Origin of the sequence: Phytomonospora endophytica (genome assembly GCF_014202425.1) — a bacterium.
GTDB classification, from domain to species: domain Bacteria; phylum Actinomycetota; class Actinomycetes; order Mycobacteriales; family Micromonosporaceae; genus Phytomonospora; species Phytomonospora endophytica.
In genome coordinates, this window is the sequence record NZ_JACHGT010000012.1 from 208,566 (window position 1) to 223,160 (window position 14,595).

A 14,595-nucleotide genomic window follows, 5' to 3' on the forward strand; every position below is an offset into this window, starting at 1 on the left:
ACGCCCCCTACCCCCGCCCCGCCCATCGCATCGCCGACAGGCGCAGTGCCTCGTCCACGCTGCCCGCCTCGCTCACCGTCATCCCCTTCGGCGCTTCGCCGCCGCAGCCCTTCGGCACGATCGCCTGCCGGAACCCGAGTCGGGCGGCCTCGGCGAGGCGGCGGGGGACGGCCGGGACGCGGCGGATCTCGCCGGTGAGGCCGACTTCGCCGATCGCCACGATGTCGGCCGAGACCGGCGCCTCCGACAGCGACGACGACACCGCGAGGGCCACGGCGAGGTCGGCGCCCGGTTCGGTGACGCGCATGCCGCCGACCGTCGCGGCGTAGACCTCCCGGTCGAGGACGCGCTTCCCACTACGCCGGTGCAGGACGGCCAGGACCATGTTGAGCCGGGCGGCGTCCAGTCCGCTGACGGTCCGACGGGGGATCACGCCCTCCTTGGCGCTGCCGCCGACGAGTGCCTGCACCTCGACGAGCATCGCCCGGCGCCCCTCCATCGTCACGGTCACGCAGGTCCCCGGCACGGGCTCGCTGTTCTCGGTGAGGAACAGGCCGCCCGGGTCGGGCAGGCTGACCACACCTGTCTCGGTCATCTCGAAGCAGCCGACCTCGTCGGCCGGCCCGAAGCGGTTCTTCACCCCGCGCAGCAGCCGCAGCGCCGAATGCCGGTCGCCCTCGAAGTGCGCGACCATGTCGACGAGGTGCTCCAGCACGCGCGGGCCGGCGATCGTCCCCTCCTTGGTGACGTGCCCGACGAGCACGCACGCCATCCCCCGCGCCTTCGCCACGGCGATCAGCGCCGAGGCGACCGCACGCACCTGCGTGACGCCACCGGAGACGCCGTCGACCTCGGTCGTCGAGACGGTCTGCACCGAGTCGAGGATGAGCAGGCCCGGTTTGGTGTCCTCGATGTGGCCGAGGACGGAGCCGAGGTCGGTCTCGGCGGCGATCATGAGGTCGGGGTGGAGCGCCCCGAGCCGGTCGGCGCGCATCCGCACCTGCGAGGCCGACTCCTCGCCGGTCGCGATGAGCGCGGGACCACCACCGCCGGCGGCCCACTTGTGCGCGACTTCGAGCAGCAGCGTCGACTTCCCGACGCCCGGCTCCCCCGCCAGCAGCACCACGCCGCCGGGGACGAGCCCGCCGCCGAGAACGCGGTCGAACTCGCCGACGCCGGTCGGCCGGTGCCGCGCCGGTTCGGCGGGGACGTCGCGGATCGACATCGCCGGGGTGAGGCTTCTGGTGGCCGCGGGCGCGCGCGAGGGCGTCGCCTTCGCCGAGGCCATGGGCGTGGTCTCGGACATGGTGCCCCAGCCGCCACAGTCGGGGCAGCGGCCCAGCCACTTGGCGACCGTGTGGCCGCAGGCGGAGCATTCGTAGGCGGTGCGCAGCTTGGCCATTGGAGGAGGTTAGCCGCCGGGTGTGACAGTCCGGGCGAACGCCTCGCACCCGATGCGCCACGCCGTGTCGAGGTCGGCGCCGGGCGGGAAGCGGTCGTCGAGTTCGAGGACGACCATCCCGTGCGCGAAGGCCCACACCGCGCGCGCCACGTCCATGTTCCCGCCGACGGCCCGCAGCAGCGGCATCGCCGCCCGGTACTCGACGCCTTCGGGAAGCGCGTCGCGGTGGATGACCCGGGTGATCCGGTAGAGGTGCGGGTTGCCGACGGCGAAGCGGCGGTAGGCGAGCGCGAGGGCGAGCAGGTCGCCGGGATGGTCGGCTTCGACGGTTTCGAGGGCGACGGCGAGTTCGGTGAGGCACTGCGTCTGGAGGGCGGTCTCGACGTGGCCCTTGTCGGGCAGGTGCTTGTAGAGGGAGGGTGCTCGGATACCGAGTTTCTCGGCGATCCGGCGCATGGTGACGGCGGGGACGCCTTCGGTGTCGAGTAGTTCGCGGGCAGCGGCGACGATGTCGGCGGTCCGGTCAGCCACGGCGGAAGACCTTGAGCGCGACGATGAGGGTCATCCAGCCGAGCCCGGCGGTGAACAGGGGCGGGAACTCCAGGGACCCGAGGCTGTATCCGACGAGGACGGTGAGGGGGATCCACCAGGCTCGCGCGAGGGCGTGCCGCCGGAAGAGGGCGGGGACGGCGAAGGAGGCGACGGCCGCGGCGGTGGTGGGGACGCCGTACTTCTGCGCCTCGAACACGGCGAAGGCGGCGAGGAGGAGTCCGAGGACGGCCCAGCCGACGCGGGCGGTGACGCGGAGGACGGGGTGGGTGCGTGCGGGTGCGACGGTCGCGGTGGTCATGAAGGGCTCCTCAGGAACACGGCTAACGTCGTTAGCCATATGACCAGACTAAGGCTAACGCCGTTAGCCGTCAAGGGCGGAACACGAAAAAGCCCCCGCCGTCCGGCGGGGGCTTCGATGTTCGCGAGACGAAGGGCTAGTGACCCTCGCCCTCGGCCTCCGGGAACTCCGCGTGCGAGCGCTCGCCCGGCACCGTCGGGAGCCCCATCGGGATCTCGGCCTGCTTGGTCCCGGCGCGCTCGAACTCGAAGGTGACGAGCAGGCTCTGGCCGGGCTTGAAAGCGCCGGACAGTCCACTGACCTCCAGGTACGGCCCTTCACCGGGGACGAGGGCCTGCTTGTCGTTGGGCAGGATCGTCACGTTGATCGCGGAGCTGCCGGGGGTCGTCACGGGCCCGCCGCTGGCGTCGGCCGAGGGGGAACCGGAGTCGGAGGGCGCCGGGGCGCCGCCGCCGTTGACGAGGCGCACGTCGGACGCTCCGGGCGATCCGCCCTCACCGGGGGACACGCTGACGGCCTTGAGGACGTCGGCGTCGGGTCCGTTGTTGAAGATGCGCAGGATCATGCTGGCGGTACCGCCGGAGGGGTAGCCCTGCGGTCCCGGGTAGGTGATCATGACGTCGTTCATCATGATGTACTCCCCGACCTGCAGGTTCGCGCCGGGCACGGCCGCGACCGTGTCGGCGGTCTGCGTGACCTGGCCCGCGCTGCAGGCGCTGACACCGATGACGAGCGCGGCAGCCGCCGTCAGACTGGCTCCGATACGTGCGATCCGGACGGTCACGGTGGTTGCCCTCTCATCAATGCGCTTGGACCGAGGACAGCGTAGTTGGTGCCCGGTCGCGAGGTCTGGCAACCCGCCCTAAACGCTCACTCGGCCACGACGGCGAAGGCATAGGCCGTCGATGCCTGCTGGTGGGAACCGACCCAGACCGACACCGCGAGCGGCTCCTCGACACGGAAGACCGCGTCGGTGTGGTCGAGGTCGCAGTCGACCTTCGTGGTGACCATGTCACCGCTGCCGCCGCGCACGAGAACGTCGACGTCGACGCCGATGATCTCGGAGGCGCAGGCGAAGCGGAGACGGTAGTCGCCTGCTTCGAGCTGGGATTCGAGCCGGAAACCGGAGTCGACGGCATTGATGCCGTCGAAGACGGGCCGCCCGGACTCGTCGAGTTTCAGGATCGCCGACCCGTACAGCAGCGCCCACGGGTTGCTCGCCGGGCGGATCGCCTCGGCGGACACGGCGGAGCGCTCGGTCCCGGTCGCGCGCACCATCAGCAGTGTCGCCAGGATCGCGACGACGGCCGTGACGGTGATGAGCACCGGGCGCGGCCAGTCGCGCGGATGCCACGGCGGCCGCGAATCCCCCGCGGTCTCTGGTGGCCGTTGGTCCAGATCGATGATCCCCGTGTCAAGCGTTGCCCCCATAACGCGAGGCTAACTCTTGAACCCTTCCGTGTTCATCGGGTGGACGTACGGTGGCGATCATCGTTCGGCCGGAAGGATTCGGAACGAATATCCGATGTGGACGGCGTTGGGCCCGACCGACGCGACCGACACCGTCGTCTCCTCGGTGAGGGTCAGTTCGATGGCGTCCTGGGGCCCGTCGCAACGAATGTCGTAGGAGCCGTCCAGGTCCGCGCCACCGGTGACGTCGAGGCGCATGGACACGTCGTCGAGGCTGGCCGCGCAGGCGACTTCGAGGACGTACTCCCCGGCCGGGAGCGGATCGGAGATCCCGCTCCCCTCACCGAGGGCCGAGCCGAAGAACACCGGATCGGTCCGCGGGGTGCCGAGTTTGCCGCTCGCCTCCACCAACAACTCACCGCTGGGACTGTCGGCGGTCCAGCTGCCGTCCTCACCGATCAGGAACTCGTCATCGACGACGGAGTAGCCGTCACCGGGGATCACGTACACCGGCGGCTCGGAGTTCGGCGTCACCTCGGCGACGGGCGGCACCACCGGTTCGGGATCGGGCCGCTGGAGCATCGCCGTGCCACCGATCGCGACGACGGCGGTGACCGCCACGAGCAGCGGACGGGGCCAGGGCCGCGCCAGCCGGCTCAGCAGTAAAGCCCGCCGCGACGGCTCGGCGTCCTCGGTGGACTCGTGCCCGGGACCGTCACCCTCGACGACCAGGTCGAGGTCGGCCGCCCGCTCATCGTCGCTCCTCATGCGCTCACGGTAGCCGAACCGGCGACCAGGAGCACCACGTCGACCAGCGCCAGCGCCATCACCGTCCGGAAGACCATCCGTCCACCGTGGACACGACCGAGCCACAGACCGAGCGGGATCCCGACGACCGCGACGGCGAGCCCCGCCAGCGCGAACCAGCGACCGATCGCCAGCGCCAGCACGACCGCCGTCGCCAGCAGCATCGCCGACGCCGCCAGCTCGCTGCCCACCCGCCCGAAACGGTGCGGCAGACCGCGCACGCCGGTGGCGGCGTCGGAGGCCAGATCCGGCAGCACGTTGGCGAAGTGCGCGCCCCCGCCGAGCAGCCCACCGGCCACCAGGGTCCACCACGGCGCCTCCGTCGGACCGCCCGCGGCGAAGGCCGGCAGCAGCCCGAAGGAGAACACGAAAGGCGCCACCGACAAGGGCGTGTGCTTGAAGAACTGGTTGTAGGACCAGGCGCTCGCCACCGCGGCGATGTGCAGGACCCCGCCCGCGACGCCCGTCAGCAAAGACAGCGCGACGCACGTCAGCACCGACACCGCCGTGGCCCAGCGGACCGCGTCGACCGAGATCTCACCGGTCGCCAGGGGCTTGTCGGTGCGGGCGGCGGCCAGGTCGCGGTCGATGTCGAGATGGTCGTTGTGCCAGCCGATCGAAAGCTGACCGGCGAACACGGCGAGTCCGATGAGGACGGTGTCGGCCGGCGAGCGCCCGAAGGCGACCGCGAGCAGCACGCCCACCGTGGAGACGAGCACGGCTGGCCCGGGGTGGGAGGCCCGGACGAGTGCGCGGAGGGCGGCCATGGGCGCACCTTAGCGGCACGGGCCCAGCCGCGCACCGGTGTGGGACCCTGATCGGCGATGCGACGCAACGACCCCCGCCAGTACGACGAGCTGTCCGCCGAATGGTGGCGGCCCGACGGCACCTTCGCGATGCTGCACTGGCTGGCCCGCGCCCGCGCCGGGCTGATCGGGGCGGCGCCGCGCCCGGGGGCGCTCCTGGTCGACGTCGGCTGCGGCGGCGGACTGCTCGCGCCGCACCTCTCCGGTTTCACCCACCTCGGCGTCGATCTCGGCGCGACGGGCCTGCGGCTCGCCGCCGCGCACGGCGTCGTGCCGGTCCGGGGAGACGCCGCCCGGCTGCCGCTGCGCGACGAATGCGCCGACGTCGTCGCCGCCGGGGAGATCCTGGAGCACGTCCCCGACTGGCGCGCGGCCGTCGCCGAATCCTGCCGGGTACTGCGCCCGGGCGGACTGTTCGTCGCCGACACCCTCGCCGACACGTGGATCTCGCGCACCCTGACCGTCCACATCGCAGAACGCGTCCCGGGCGCGGCCCCGAAGGGGATGCACGACCCCGCGCTCTACGTCCCGCCGCGCGCGCTCGCCGCCGAGTGCGCCCGCCACGGTGTCCGGGTCTCCCTACGTGGGCTTCGTCCCCGATTCGGTCCCCTCGTTCGCTGGCTGACGCGATCTAGACGCCGTACCGTCACAAGGGACGGCGACGCGGAAGTGATGGTGCCCATGAGATCGGTCTCGGTGCTCTACCAGGCTTGGGGGCGCAAGAGTGGTTGACGTGCGACGCATACGCGCCGGCATGGCCGAACGGGCCGGAGCCCACGACGCCGACGGTTCCTTCCCCGCCGAGGACTTCGCGCAGCTGCGGGCGGCCGGACTGCTCGGCTTCATGGTCCCCGAACGCCTCGGCGGCATGGGCAAGAGCTTCGCCGACTACGCCGAACTGGCCTACGAACTCGGCCGCGGCAACGGCGCCACCGCACTGATCCTCAACATGCACGCCTCCATCACGGGCGTACTCGCGCTGACCCCCGACGAGGTCGCCGAGGAGCTCGGCGCGCCCGAGGAGTACTTCGACCGCCGCGACGAGATCCTCCGCGCGGCCGCGAAGGGCAGCCTGTACGCGGTCGCGATGAGCGAGCGCGGGACGGGCGCGCGCCTGTCGGCGATGTCGACGAGCTACACCGCCGAGCCCGGCGGTTTCCACGTCAAGGGCTCGAAGTCCTTCTGCTCGGGTTCGGCCGCGGCCGACGGTTTCCTCGTCGCCGCCCGCCGCGCCGGCGAGCGTGAGGCGGTCGTCTCCCAGTTCCTCGTCCCCCGGGGTGAGGGCGTGACGGTCCGGGAGACCTGGGACTCGATGGGCATGCGCGCCACCGGCTCGCACGACGTCGACTTCGACGTGTTCGTCCCGGCCGACGCGCTGCTCGGCGGCGTCGAGGGCCTGGCGCTGCTGGCCACCGAACTCGCCCCGCAGTGGATGGTCGCCTCCTACGCGGCCGTCTACGTCGGCGTGGCCCGCGCGGCCGTGGACGCCGCCGTCGCGCACGCCACCGAACGGAACCTGCGCAACCTGCCCAATGTCCGCTCCCGCATCGGCCGCGCCGACGCCGCCGTGGCGGCCGCCTACGCGACCGTGCTGGAGGCGGCCCGCCGGGTCGACGCCGGTGACCCCGAGGCCCCGCAGTGGGTGTGGCGCGCCAAGCTCGTCGCCGGGGACACCGCCGCCCAGGTCGCCGCCTCGATGCTGGAGGCCGCCGGCGCGTCGGCGACCCGCCGGGGCAGTCCCGCCGAACGCCTCTTCCGCGACGCCCGCTGCGGTGCCATCCAGCCGGCCACCTCCGACGTGTGCGCCGACTGGCTCGGCGTGGCCGCGCTCGGCGGCGACCCCTACCGCGACGGGACGGGCCCGCGATGGTGAGCCGCGCGGTCATCACGGGCATGGGGATCGCGACCCCGCCGGTGTACCGGCAGGACGAGATCTGGGAGGAGTACTTCAAGGGCCACAGCGGCGACTCCGACCGGGCCGCGCGCATCTTCGCCAACGCCGGCGTCGAGACCCGCCACAGCGTCGTCGACCCCCGCGTCGAGGACGTCTCGACCTGGTCGACGGCCCAGCGCATGCAGCGCTACGAGATCGAGGCCTTCCCCCTGGCCGAGGAGGCCCTCGCCAAGGCCCTCGTCTCCGCCGACATCGACGCCGCCGAACTCGGCCTGCTCGCCGTGGTGTCGTGCACCGGCTACGCCACCCCCGGCCTCGACATCCGCCTCGCGGCGTCCCTGGGCGCGTCCTCCGACCTGCAGCGCCTCGTCGTCGGGCACATGGGCTGTTACGCCGCCATCCCCGGTCTGGCGGCCGTCGCCGACTATGTCCGCCTGCACCGCCGGCCGGCCGCGCTGCTGTGCGTGGAGCTGACGTCGCTGCACCTCCAGCCCTCGGCGGCGCTCGGTGTCTTCAACAACGAGCAGGCCGTCGCCCATTCGCTGTTCAGCGACGCCGCCGCGGCGGTCGTCGTCGTCCCCGACGCGCCCGTCGGCATGGAGATCGGCAAGATCGCCAGCCGCACCGACACCGCCCACACCGCCGACATGACCTGGCATGTCACCGACCACGGCTTCCGCATGGGCCTGTCCCCGCGCGTGCCGCTCGTCCTCGCCCGGCACGCCGCCGACACCGTCAACGGACTCCTCGCACCCACCCTGACCACGGCCGACGTCGACGCGTACGCCGTACATCCCGGTGGCCCGCGTATCCTTGACGTCGTGGGCAAGGCTCTGGCCCTGCCCGAATCCGCGCTGACCGCCTCCCGCGAGATCCTGCGGGAACACGGCAACTGTTCCTCGGCGACGATCCTGATGGTCGCCGACCGCCTTCGCGCGAACAATCCCGAAGGCGGGAACACGGTCGCGATGGCATTCGGTCCGGGCCTGACTTTGTACACCGCGCACTTGAGCGGAACGTAGCCCCGTACCGCATATCGGTCACCTGGGCACCGATACGGACAGTGGCGGTCACTGGGCGTTCTAAAGCGGCAGCACGGCGTGCGAGAATTCGCTCACATAGCGCTTGAGCTGCGAAAACGCGTCTCGCTGAGCTCGATAAAGATGGCCACCCCGTGTTACCCTTGACACAGCGAAAGGGGTTCCGATCCTATGGGTTTCAGTGTCGGCGAGACCGTTGTCTACCCCCACCACGGGGCCGCACTCATCGAAGCGATCGAAAAGCGCACCATCAGGGGCGAAGAGCAGGAGTACCTTGTCCTGCGCGTCGAGCAAGGTGACCTGACGGTGCGAGTTCCGTCCAAGTCGCTGGAAATCGTCGGGGTCCGCGAGGTCGTGGGCGCCGAAGGCCTGGGCAAGGTCTTCGACGTTCTGCGCGCTCCGCACACCGAGGAACCAACGAACTGGTCGCGCAGGTACAAGGCAAACCTCGAAAAGCTGGCCTCGGGCAACCCGCTCAAGGTCGCCGAGGTGGTCCGTGACCTGTGGCGTCGCGAGCGTGAGCGCGGGCTGTCGGCGGGCGAGAAGCGAATGCTCGCCAAGGCGCGCGACATCCTGGTCGGCGAGGTGGCACTCGCCGAGAGCAGCACCAAGGATGATGCCGAGGTCCTCCTCGACAAGGTGCTGTCCGGCAACTAGCTGTTCCGGACGGCTGCGAAAGTTCGATCTCATTACGGTGAAGGGCAAGGTCCGGCGGATGACGGGCCTGGCCCTTCACCGTTTTCGTGGTCACACCGGTCCCGGCCCTTTCGGGGGCTCCGGGTTCACCCGAGGGCCGTGGGTTTCCCCTCACCGGCTGGACGGTTTCCTCGCCGGCCGGCTCACGACGACAGGTCGACCACGTCGACGTGGTTGGGCGCGAACGCGCTGAGCTGCGCGAGTTGCGCCGAGGGCGTGTCGGCGAAGTCGCGCATCCGCACGGCGACGTCGAAGTCGCCGACGAGGCCGCCCGTGACGTGCATGGCCTCGCGGAAGACGATGCGGTCGGCGTAGCCGGGCCGGTCGCCGAGGCGGCCCTGGTGCCCGTCGCAGGCGATGAGCAGGTAGGTCCGCGTGTGCCTGCGCTCCTGGACGGTGTACCCGGCGAGCTGCTCGATGTGCACCCACGGCAGGACCATCGTGCGCAGCGCGCCCGGGCGAACGATCAGGCCGAAGTGGTTGACCTCCAGCCGCGGCAGCCGCACGAGGCGGTACACGTAGGGGACGACGCCCAGGGCGAGCGCGACGGCCGCGAAGACCGTCAGGTGCGACAGGGGGTTGGAGGCGCCGTTGTCGAGGACGACGGGTTCGTCGCCGAAGACCAGCGAGGTGACGACGAGGACGATTCCGGCGACGAAGAGGTAGCCGAGGAGTTTGGCCACGTGGCGCGCCGGGAAACGGCGGCGCAGACGTACCCGGCTGCTCTCCCCGCGTCCGCGCGCCCGCGTCATCCGCGCCTCCTCACCGGACCACGAGAGTACGAGACGGCGGCACGGAGTTCCCGCTCCCTCCGCCACGTATCGTCCCGCGCGGCTGAATCGTTATCCGACCGGTGGGGTCGCGCCAAGATCCATAACACCGCAGGCGAAGCCCGTGCCGTTCAAGAGCCGGTGAACAGCCACAAGTCGACGTGAAGCCGTGCGATCCGGGCGAGCGGGCGGCGCAGACGATGCGGCCCCCGGCCCCGCCTTACGTAGACTGGGGGCGTTTACGCAGGAGTGGAGGCTTTCCAGTGCCCATTGACCGAGACGACCCGTTGCGCGCGACCCTGGCCCTGATGGCGCCGGGGACCGTGCTGCGCGACGGGTTGGAGCGGATCCTGCGCGGCAACACCGGCGGACTGATCGTGCTCGGGTACGACCGGACCGTCGAGTCGATGTGCACCGGGGGTTTCCCGCTCGACGTGGAGTTCTCCGCCACGAGGCTGCGCGAGTTGTGCAAGATGGACGGCGCGGTCGTGCTGACCAACGACGGCACGCGCATCATCCGCGCGGCCGTGCACCTCATGCCCGACTCCTCCATTCCCAGTGAGGAGTCGGGGACGCGCCACCGGACCGCCGAGCGGGTCGCCAAGCAGACGGGCTACCCGGTGATCTCGGTGAGCCAGTCGATGCGGATCATCGGCCTGTACGTCAACGGCCGCCGGCACGTGCTCGACGACTCGGCGGCGATCCTGTCGCGCGCCAACCAGGCCCTGGCGACGCTGGAGCGGTACAAGCAGCGCTTCGACGAGGTGTCGGGGACGCTGTCGGCGCTGGAGATCGAGGATCTGGTGACCGTCCGCGACGCGATGACGGTGATACAGCGTCTGGAGATGGTGCGGCGGATCTCCGACGAGATCGAGGGCTACGTCATCGAGCTCGGGACCGACGGGCGGCTGCTCGCCCTTCAGCTGGACGAGCTGCTCGCCGGCGTCGACGAGGAGCGGACGCTCGTCATCAGGGATTACCTGCCCGGCGGGTTCGACCGCAAGAACCTCGCGATCGGCCTGGAGGCGCTCGACGGGATCTCGCCCGCCGAACTGCTCGACCTGGGCGCGGTCACGCGGGCGCTGGGATACCCGACGTCGGCGGAGTCGTACGACACGGCCGTGTCGCCACGCGGGTTCAGGCTCCTGGGCAAGGTGCCGAGGCTGCCGGGGGCGGTCGTCGACCGGATCGTGGAGCACTTCGGCGGCCTGCAGGCGCTGCTGTCGGCGACGGTCGAGGACTTGCAGGCCGTCGACGGCGTGGGCGACACGCGGGCCAGGTCGGTGCGCGAGGGGCTGTCGCGGCTGGCGGAGTCGTCGATCCTGGAGCGCTACGTCTAGACGCCACGGACGGGGGATGTGTTGAGGAGTCACCCCGGGTGTGGGATGACTCCTTGACATGGGGATCTGGTGACCGTCAACACACCCCACCTGTCACAAAACCGGGCGGATCCACGCGATGACCTTGTGCGTCACACCTGCGGATGCCTCGTTTTCCATTGTGGACAGTACGGGTTCGAAGATCGGGACTTGACAGCGGGTCGGCAATATGCATCTGCACTTTGAAGATCCATGCACAGTGAAGATTTTCGATCTTGTGGGGTGGAGCGCGCGTGGATCCCGCGAGCGAGAGGCGGAGGCGCCGGGCCGCGCCGTGGCTGGCGGGCCGGGCGTTGTGCGACTGCGGTTCTAGGCTTAACGAATGGCCATCAAAGGGGATGCGGCCCGCGCGGGCCGATGGCGACCCACCCGGCCAAGAAGAACCTCACCCCCCTGACCCTCACCACAGCGGCCTCAACACCGCCCTTCCCCCCGCCGCCCCCACGATCACCCGCAACGCCGCCTCGACCCCCTCCAGCCCCTCCCGCCCCACGAGCTCCACCCACCCCTCCTCGATGGCCCGCCACTCCGCCACGACCGCCGCGACGCATGCCCACCCACGTTCGGTCAGCGACACCAGTCGCGCCCGCCGGTCGGTCGGGTGCGGCATCCGCTGTACGTATCCCCGCGTCTCCAGCTCGGCCAGCAGCTGCGTCGCCCCCTGCTTGGTCACCCCCAGGTGTGCGGCGATCTCCACCGCCGTCGATCCGCGGGTGTGCGACAGCAGCTGGAACACGAAGCCGTGCGCCGGCCGTACGTCGGCGAAGCCCTGCTCGGCGAGCCGTTCGTGGACGGTGTCCATCACCGCGTGGAATGCCATGGCCATGAGGCCGGGAATGTCGCCGGAAGTCACGTGCTGCCCCTCACTTGCCAAAAGTAGTCAAGTAGCTGTACCTTATCGACTGCCGAACAAGACAAGCTACTTGACCACTATGGAGCCACCTTGTACCTCTCCCTCAACGACGCCCCCAGCCACCAGATCGGCCCGACCGTCGGCCGCAACCTCGCCACCCCCAGCCGCGGCGCCAAGGACGTCTCCGTCTGGACCCTGACCCTCCAGCCCGGCCCCGGCCTGCCCCACAAGCTGACCAGCGAGGAGACCTTCGTCCTCATCAGCGGCGAACTCACCGCGGAAACCGGCGGCGAGAAGTTCCTCATGTCCCCCGGCGACGCCTTCATCGCCCAGGCCGACACCCTGTTCAGCATCAGCAACACCGGCGACACCCCCGCCGTCGTCACCGCCTGCGCCCTCCCCGGCGTCCAGGCGATCCTCGCCGACGGCACACTGCTCCCGCCCCCGTGGGCGCAGTAGCGACACCGGCCCCGGCTCACCGAGTCGGGGCCTTCGCGCCGCCAGGTGAGAAGATGTCCCCGTGACGACGACCCCCCTCGCCCCCCGCCCCCGCCGCTGGTGGCTGGACGTCCTGGTCCTCGCCTTCGTCGTCGGCCTCACCTACGCGCTCACCCGCGTCACCGCCGCCGTCCACGTCGACATCGCCGTCCGCGACTTCGCCGACGCCCACCGCCCCCAGTGGGCGTACTACGTCGCCCGCGTCGTGAACTTCGTCGGCCAGGGCACGCCCCTGGCCGTCATCACGCTCATCGCCGCCGCGCTCCTGGCGCGCAAGTGGCGCAGCATCCGCCCGCTCCTCGTCTTCGTCGTCACCTACTTCGCCGTCGGCTTCGTCATCGGCCCGCTGAAGCTCTGGACCGACCGCGTCGCGCCCCACTACGGCCCGAACGACGGCTTCGGCCCGCCCTACCCCGACGCGCACGGCGCCCTGCTCTTCACCAACCCCGCGGGCGAGTCCTACCCCTCGGGCCACGCCGTGAACACGATCATCTGGTACGCCCTGCTCGTCGCCTTCCTCACACCGCTCTTCCCGGCCCTGGGCAGATACCGCACCCTCATCCGCCTCGCCCCACCGATCCTGGTCACCTGGTCGATGTCCTACCTCGCCTTCCACTGGTTCAGCGAGGCCCTCGCCGGCATGGCCCTCGGCATCGTCATCGAGCGCGTGATCTTCCGCGTCCCGTGGGAGAAACTCCCGCTCCCGGCCTTCCTGCGCCGTTTCGAAACCTCCGCGCAACAACCCGGAGCCACACTGTCCCGGTGATCGACTGGGACCCCGACGACTTCCGCCGCGCCGGCCACGCGCTCGTAGACCTGCTCGCCGACCGGCTCAAGACCCTCCCCGACGGCCCCGTGTGGCAGCCCGTGCCCGACGCCGAACGCGCGGCCCTGCGCACCGACGCCCTCCGCGACACACCAACCGGGCCCGACGCCCTCCTCGACGAGTTCACCGCCCGCGTCATGCCCCACCCCATGGGCAACGGCCACCCCGCCTTCTTCGGCTGGGTCAACTCCTCGCCCCACCCCGCCGGCGTCCTCGGCGAGTTCGCCGCCGCCGCGATGGGCCCGAGCACCGCCGGCGGCGACCAGTCGGGTGTGCACCTGGAGTACGGCGTCGTCGGCCAGCTCGCCGACCTCGTCGGCTACCCCGCGGGCGCGGGCCTCCTCGTCAGCGGCGGCTCGACGGCCTCACTGACCGCCCTGGCCGCCGCGCGCCACGCCGCCGCCCTCGCCGACGGCTGGGACGACCGCACCGAAGGCCTGTCGGACCGTCCGCGTCTCGTCGTCTACGCGTCGGGCGAGACGCACTCCTGCGTACGCAAGTCGGCCGAACTGCTCGGCCTCGGCGGCGTGCGCGTCGTCCCCGGCGAAGGCCGCTTCGACCCGGCCGCGCTGCGCGCGGCCGTCGCCGCCGACCGGGCCGCGGGCCTGCGCCCCTTCGCGGTCGCCGCGAGCGCGGGGACGGTCAACACCGGCCTCGTCGACCCCTTGACCGAACTCGCCGACGTGTGCGCCGAGGAGGGCCTGTGGCTGCACGTCGACGGCGCCTATGGCGCCTTCGGGCGGCTCGACCCGGAGCTCGCCGACGCCTATGCGGGCCTGGAGCGGGCGGATTCGCTCGCGCTCGACCCGCACAAGTGGCCGGGCGTGCCGGTGGGCTGCGGTGCGGTGCTGGTCCGCGATCCGGAGATCCTGCGCGCGACGTTCAGCGCGGTGGCGCCCTACCTGCGCAACGAGCCCGGTGAGGGCTTCGGCGGCGGGACGTGGCTGGCGGAACTGGGCTTCGAGCAGAGCCGCCCGTTCCGGGCGCTCCCGGCGTGGATGACCCTGCGCGCGATGGGCCGCGACGGCCTGACGGAGCTGGTCGTGCGGCACCGGCGGCAGGCGCGGGAGCTGGCGGCGTCGCTGTCGGAACTGCCCGATTTCACCGTCGCCGCCGAACCCGGTCTGTCGGTGGTGTGTTTCCGCCATGAGCCTGCGGGTATCCCTCCCCGAGAGGTAGACGAACTGAACCGGCTGCTGCCGGCCCGGCTCCAGACCCTTGGGACGGTGTTCCTGACCGGAACCGAACTCGACGGACGCCCCGTCCTGAGGGTCTGCGTACTCCACCGCGATACCGGACCCGCGCACCTCGCGCGGATCCCGGGGGCCGTGCGGGAGGCCGCGGCGACACTGCGGAGGGAATGA

17 protein-coding genes are annotated in these 14,595 nt (G+C 71.3%); 8 read left to right on the forward strand and 9 right to left on the reverse strand.

From position 1 onward, the window contains the following. Nucleotides 1-7: 7 nt before the first annotated feature. From radA to HNR73_RS26370, 7 genes are all read right to left on the reverse strand, one after another. Nucleotides 8-1,402, reverse strand: coding sequence for a DNA repair protein RadA (radA, locus tag HNR73_RS26340; RefSeq protein WP_184790311.1), 1,395 nt, complete (start codon nt 1,400-1,402; stop codon nt 8-10). Nucleotides 1,403-1,411: 9 nt separating this feature from the next. Beyond that, entirely contained in the window at nt 1,412-1,933 is a 522-nt protein-coding gene (locus tag HNR73_RS26345; protein ID WP_184790312.1) for a TetR/AcrR family transcriptional regulator, read from the reverse strand. Beyond that, the gene (locus HNR73_RS26350; RefSeq protein ID WP_184790313.1) at nt 1,926-2,252 is read right to left on the reverse strand and encodes a hypothetical protein; all 327 of its coding nucleotides are present in this window, start codon (nt 2,250-2,252) and stop codon (nt 1,926-1,928) included. Before HNR73_RS26350 ends, HNR73_RS26345 begins: the two co-directional genes overlap by 8 nt. Nucleotides 2,253-2,388: 136 nt before the next feature. Then, the gene (locus HNR73_RS26355) at nt 2,389-3,036 is read right to left on the reverse strand and encodes a hypothetical protein (RefSeq protein ID WP_184790314.1); all 648 of its coding nucleotides are present in this window, start codon (nt 3,034-3,036) and stop codon (nt 2,389-2,391) included. A gap of 86 nt (nt 3,037-3,122) precedes the next feature. Beyond that, nucleotides 3,123-3,683, reverse strand: a complete 561-nt coding sequence (locus HNR73_RS26360; protein ID WP_184790315.1) for a hypothetical protein — start codon at nt 3,681-3,683, stop codon at nt 3,123-3,125. 57 nt (nt 3,684-3,740) lie between these two features. Continuing rightward, a complete protein-coding gene (locus HNR73_RS26365; RefSeq protein ID WP_184790316.1) occupies nt 3,741-4,430 on the reverse strand; it encodes a hypothetical protein in 690 nt (229 codons plus the stop codon). Further along, nucleotides 4,427-5,236, reverse strand: a complete 810-nt coding sequence (locus HNR73_RS26370; protein WP_184790317.1) for a UbiA family prenyltransferase — start codon at nt 5,234-5,236, stop codon at nt 4,427-4,429. Before HNR73_RS26370 ends, HNR73_RS26365 begins: the two co-directional genes overlap by 4 nt. Nucleotides 5,237-5,293: 57 nt before the next feature. On the opposite strand from HNR73_RS26370, the gene HNR73_RS26375 reads away from it, so the two are divergent. The 4 genes from HNR73_RS26375 (at nt 5,294) to HNR73_RS26390 (ending at nt 8,866) form a co-directional block, all read left to right on the forward strand. After that, nucleotides 5,294-6,007 (forward strand): methyltransferase domain-containing protein, encoded by a 714-nt coding sequence (locus tag HNR73_RS26375; RefSeq protein ID WP_184790318.1) that lies wholly within the window; start codon nt 5,294-5,296, stop codon nt 6,005-6,007. Nucleotides 6,008-6,029: 22 nt separating this feature from the next. Next, nucleotides 6,030-7,148 (forward strand): acyl-CoA dehydrogenase family protein, encoded by a 1,119-nt coding sequence (locus tag HNR73_RS26380; RefSeq protein WP_184790398.1) that lies wholly within the window; start codon nt 6,030-6,032, stop codon nt 7,146-7,148. Next, nucleotides 7,142-8,191 (forward strand): type III polyketide synthase, encoded by a 1,050-nt coding sequence (locus HNR73_RS26385; protein WP_184790319.1) that lies wholly within the window; start codon nt 7,142-7,144, stop codon nt 8,189-8,191. Before HNR73_RS26380 ends, HNR73_RS26385 begins: the two co-directional genes overlap by 7 nt. Before the next feature lie 189 nt (nt 8,192-8,380). Further along, a complete protein-coding gene (locus tag HNR73_RS26390; protein ID WP_184790320.1) occupies nt 8,381-8,866 on the forward strand; it encodes a CarD family transcriptional regulator in 486 nt (161 codons plus the stop codon). A 182-nt stretch (nt 8,867-9,048) separates the two neighbouring features. On the opposite strand, the gene HNR73_RS26395 is transcribed toward HNR73_RS26390, so the two are convergent. Next, nucleotides 9,049-9,657: a hypothetical protein gene (locus HNR73_RS26395; protein ID WP_184790321.1), complete on the reverse strand. Its 609-nt coding sequence runs from the start codon at nt 9,655-9,657 to the stop codon at nt 9,049-9,051. A gap of 281 nt (nt 9,658-9,938) precedes the next feature. Between HNR73_RS26395 and disA the strand changes: the two genes are divergently transcribed. Further along, complete coding sequence (disA, locus tag HNR73_RS26400) at nt 9,939-11,015, forward strand: DNA integrity scanning diadenylate cyclase DisA (RefSeq protein ID WP_275414593.1); 1,077 nt, start codon at nt 9,939-9,941, stop codon at nt 11,013-11,015. Between the two features lie 439 nt (nt 11,016-11,454). Here the strand turns inward: disA and HNR73_RS26405 are convergent, their stop codons facing one another. After that, complete coding sequence (locus HNR73_RS26405) at nt 11,455-11,907, reverse strand: MarR family winged helix-turn-helix transcriptional regulator (protein ID WP_184790323.1); 453 nt, start codon at nt 11,905-11,907, stop codon at nt 11,455-11,457. A gap of 90 nt (nt 11,908-11,997) precedes the next feature. Between HNR73_RS26405 and HNR73_RS26410 the strand changes: the two genes are divergently transcribed. The 3 genes from HNR73_RS26410 to HNR73_RS26420 all read left to right on the forward strand — a co-directional run bounded on the left by HNR73_RS26410 (nt 11,998) and on the right by HNR73_RS26420 (nt 14,595). Beyond that, nucleotides 11,998-12,366, forward strand: a complete 369-nt coding sequence (locus HNR73_RS26410; protein WP_184790324.1) for a cupin domain-containing protein — start codon at nt 11,998-12,000, stop codon at nt 12,364-12,366. 61 nt (nt 12,367-12,427) lie between these two features. Continuing rightward, nucleotides 12,428-13,171, forward strand: coding sequence for a phosphatase PAP2 family protein (locus HNR73_RS26415; RefSeq protein ID WP_184790325.1), 744 nt, complete (start codon nt 12,428-12,430; stop codon nt 13,169-13,171). After that, nucleotides 13,168-14,595, forward strand: coding sequence for a pyridoxal phosphate-dependent decarboxylase family protein (locus HNR73_RS26420; protein ID WP_203686910.1), 1,428 nt, complete (start codon nt 13,168-13,170; stop codon nt 14,593-14,595). The genes HNR73_RS26415 and HNR73_RS26420 overlap by 4 nt, the downstream gene beginning before the upstream one ends.

Coding starts and splice junctions, on each gene's coding strand:
- radA (WP_184790311.1), bottom strand. CDS start 1,402: ATGGCCAAGCTGCGCACCGCCTACGAATGCTCCGCCTGCGGCCACACG.
- HNR73_RS26350 (WP_184790313.1), bottom strand. CDS start 2,252: ATGACCACCGCGACCGTCGCACCCGCACGCACCCACCCCGTCCTCCGC.
- HNR73_RS26360 (WP_184790315.1), bottom strand. CDS start 3,683: ATGGGGGCAACGCTTGACACGGGGATCATCGATCTGGACCAACGGCCA.
- HNR73_RS26365 (WP_184790316.1), bottom strand. CDS start 4,430: ATGAGGAGCGACGATGAGCGGGCGGCCGACCTCGACCTGGTCGTCGAG.
- HNR73_RS26370 (WP_184790317.1), bottom strand. CDS start 5,236: ATGGCCGCCCTCCGCGCACTCGTCCGGGCCTCCCACCCCGGGCCAGCC.
- HNR73_RS26375 (WP_184790318.1), top strand. CDS start 5,294: ATGCGACGCAACGACCCCCGCCAGTACGACGAGCTGTCCGCCGAATGG.
- HNR73_RS26380 (WP_184790398.1), top strand. CDS start 6,030: ATGGCCGAACGGGCCGGAGCCCACGACGCCGACGGTTCCTTCCCCGCC.
- HNR73_RS26385 (WP_184790319.1), top strand. CDS start 7,142: ATGGTGAGCCGCGCGGTCATCACGGGCATGGGGATCGCGACCCCGCCG.
- HNR73_RS26390 (WP_184790320.1), top strand. CDS start 8,381: ATGGGTTTCAGTGTCGGCGAGACCGTTGTCTACCCCCACCACGGGGCC.
- HNR73_RS26395 (WP_184790321.1), bottom strand. CDS start 9,657: ATGACGCGGGCGCGCGGACGCGGGGAGAGCAGCCGGGTACGTCTGCGC.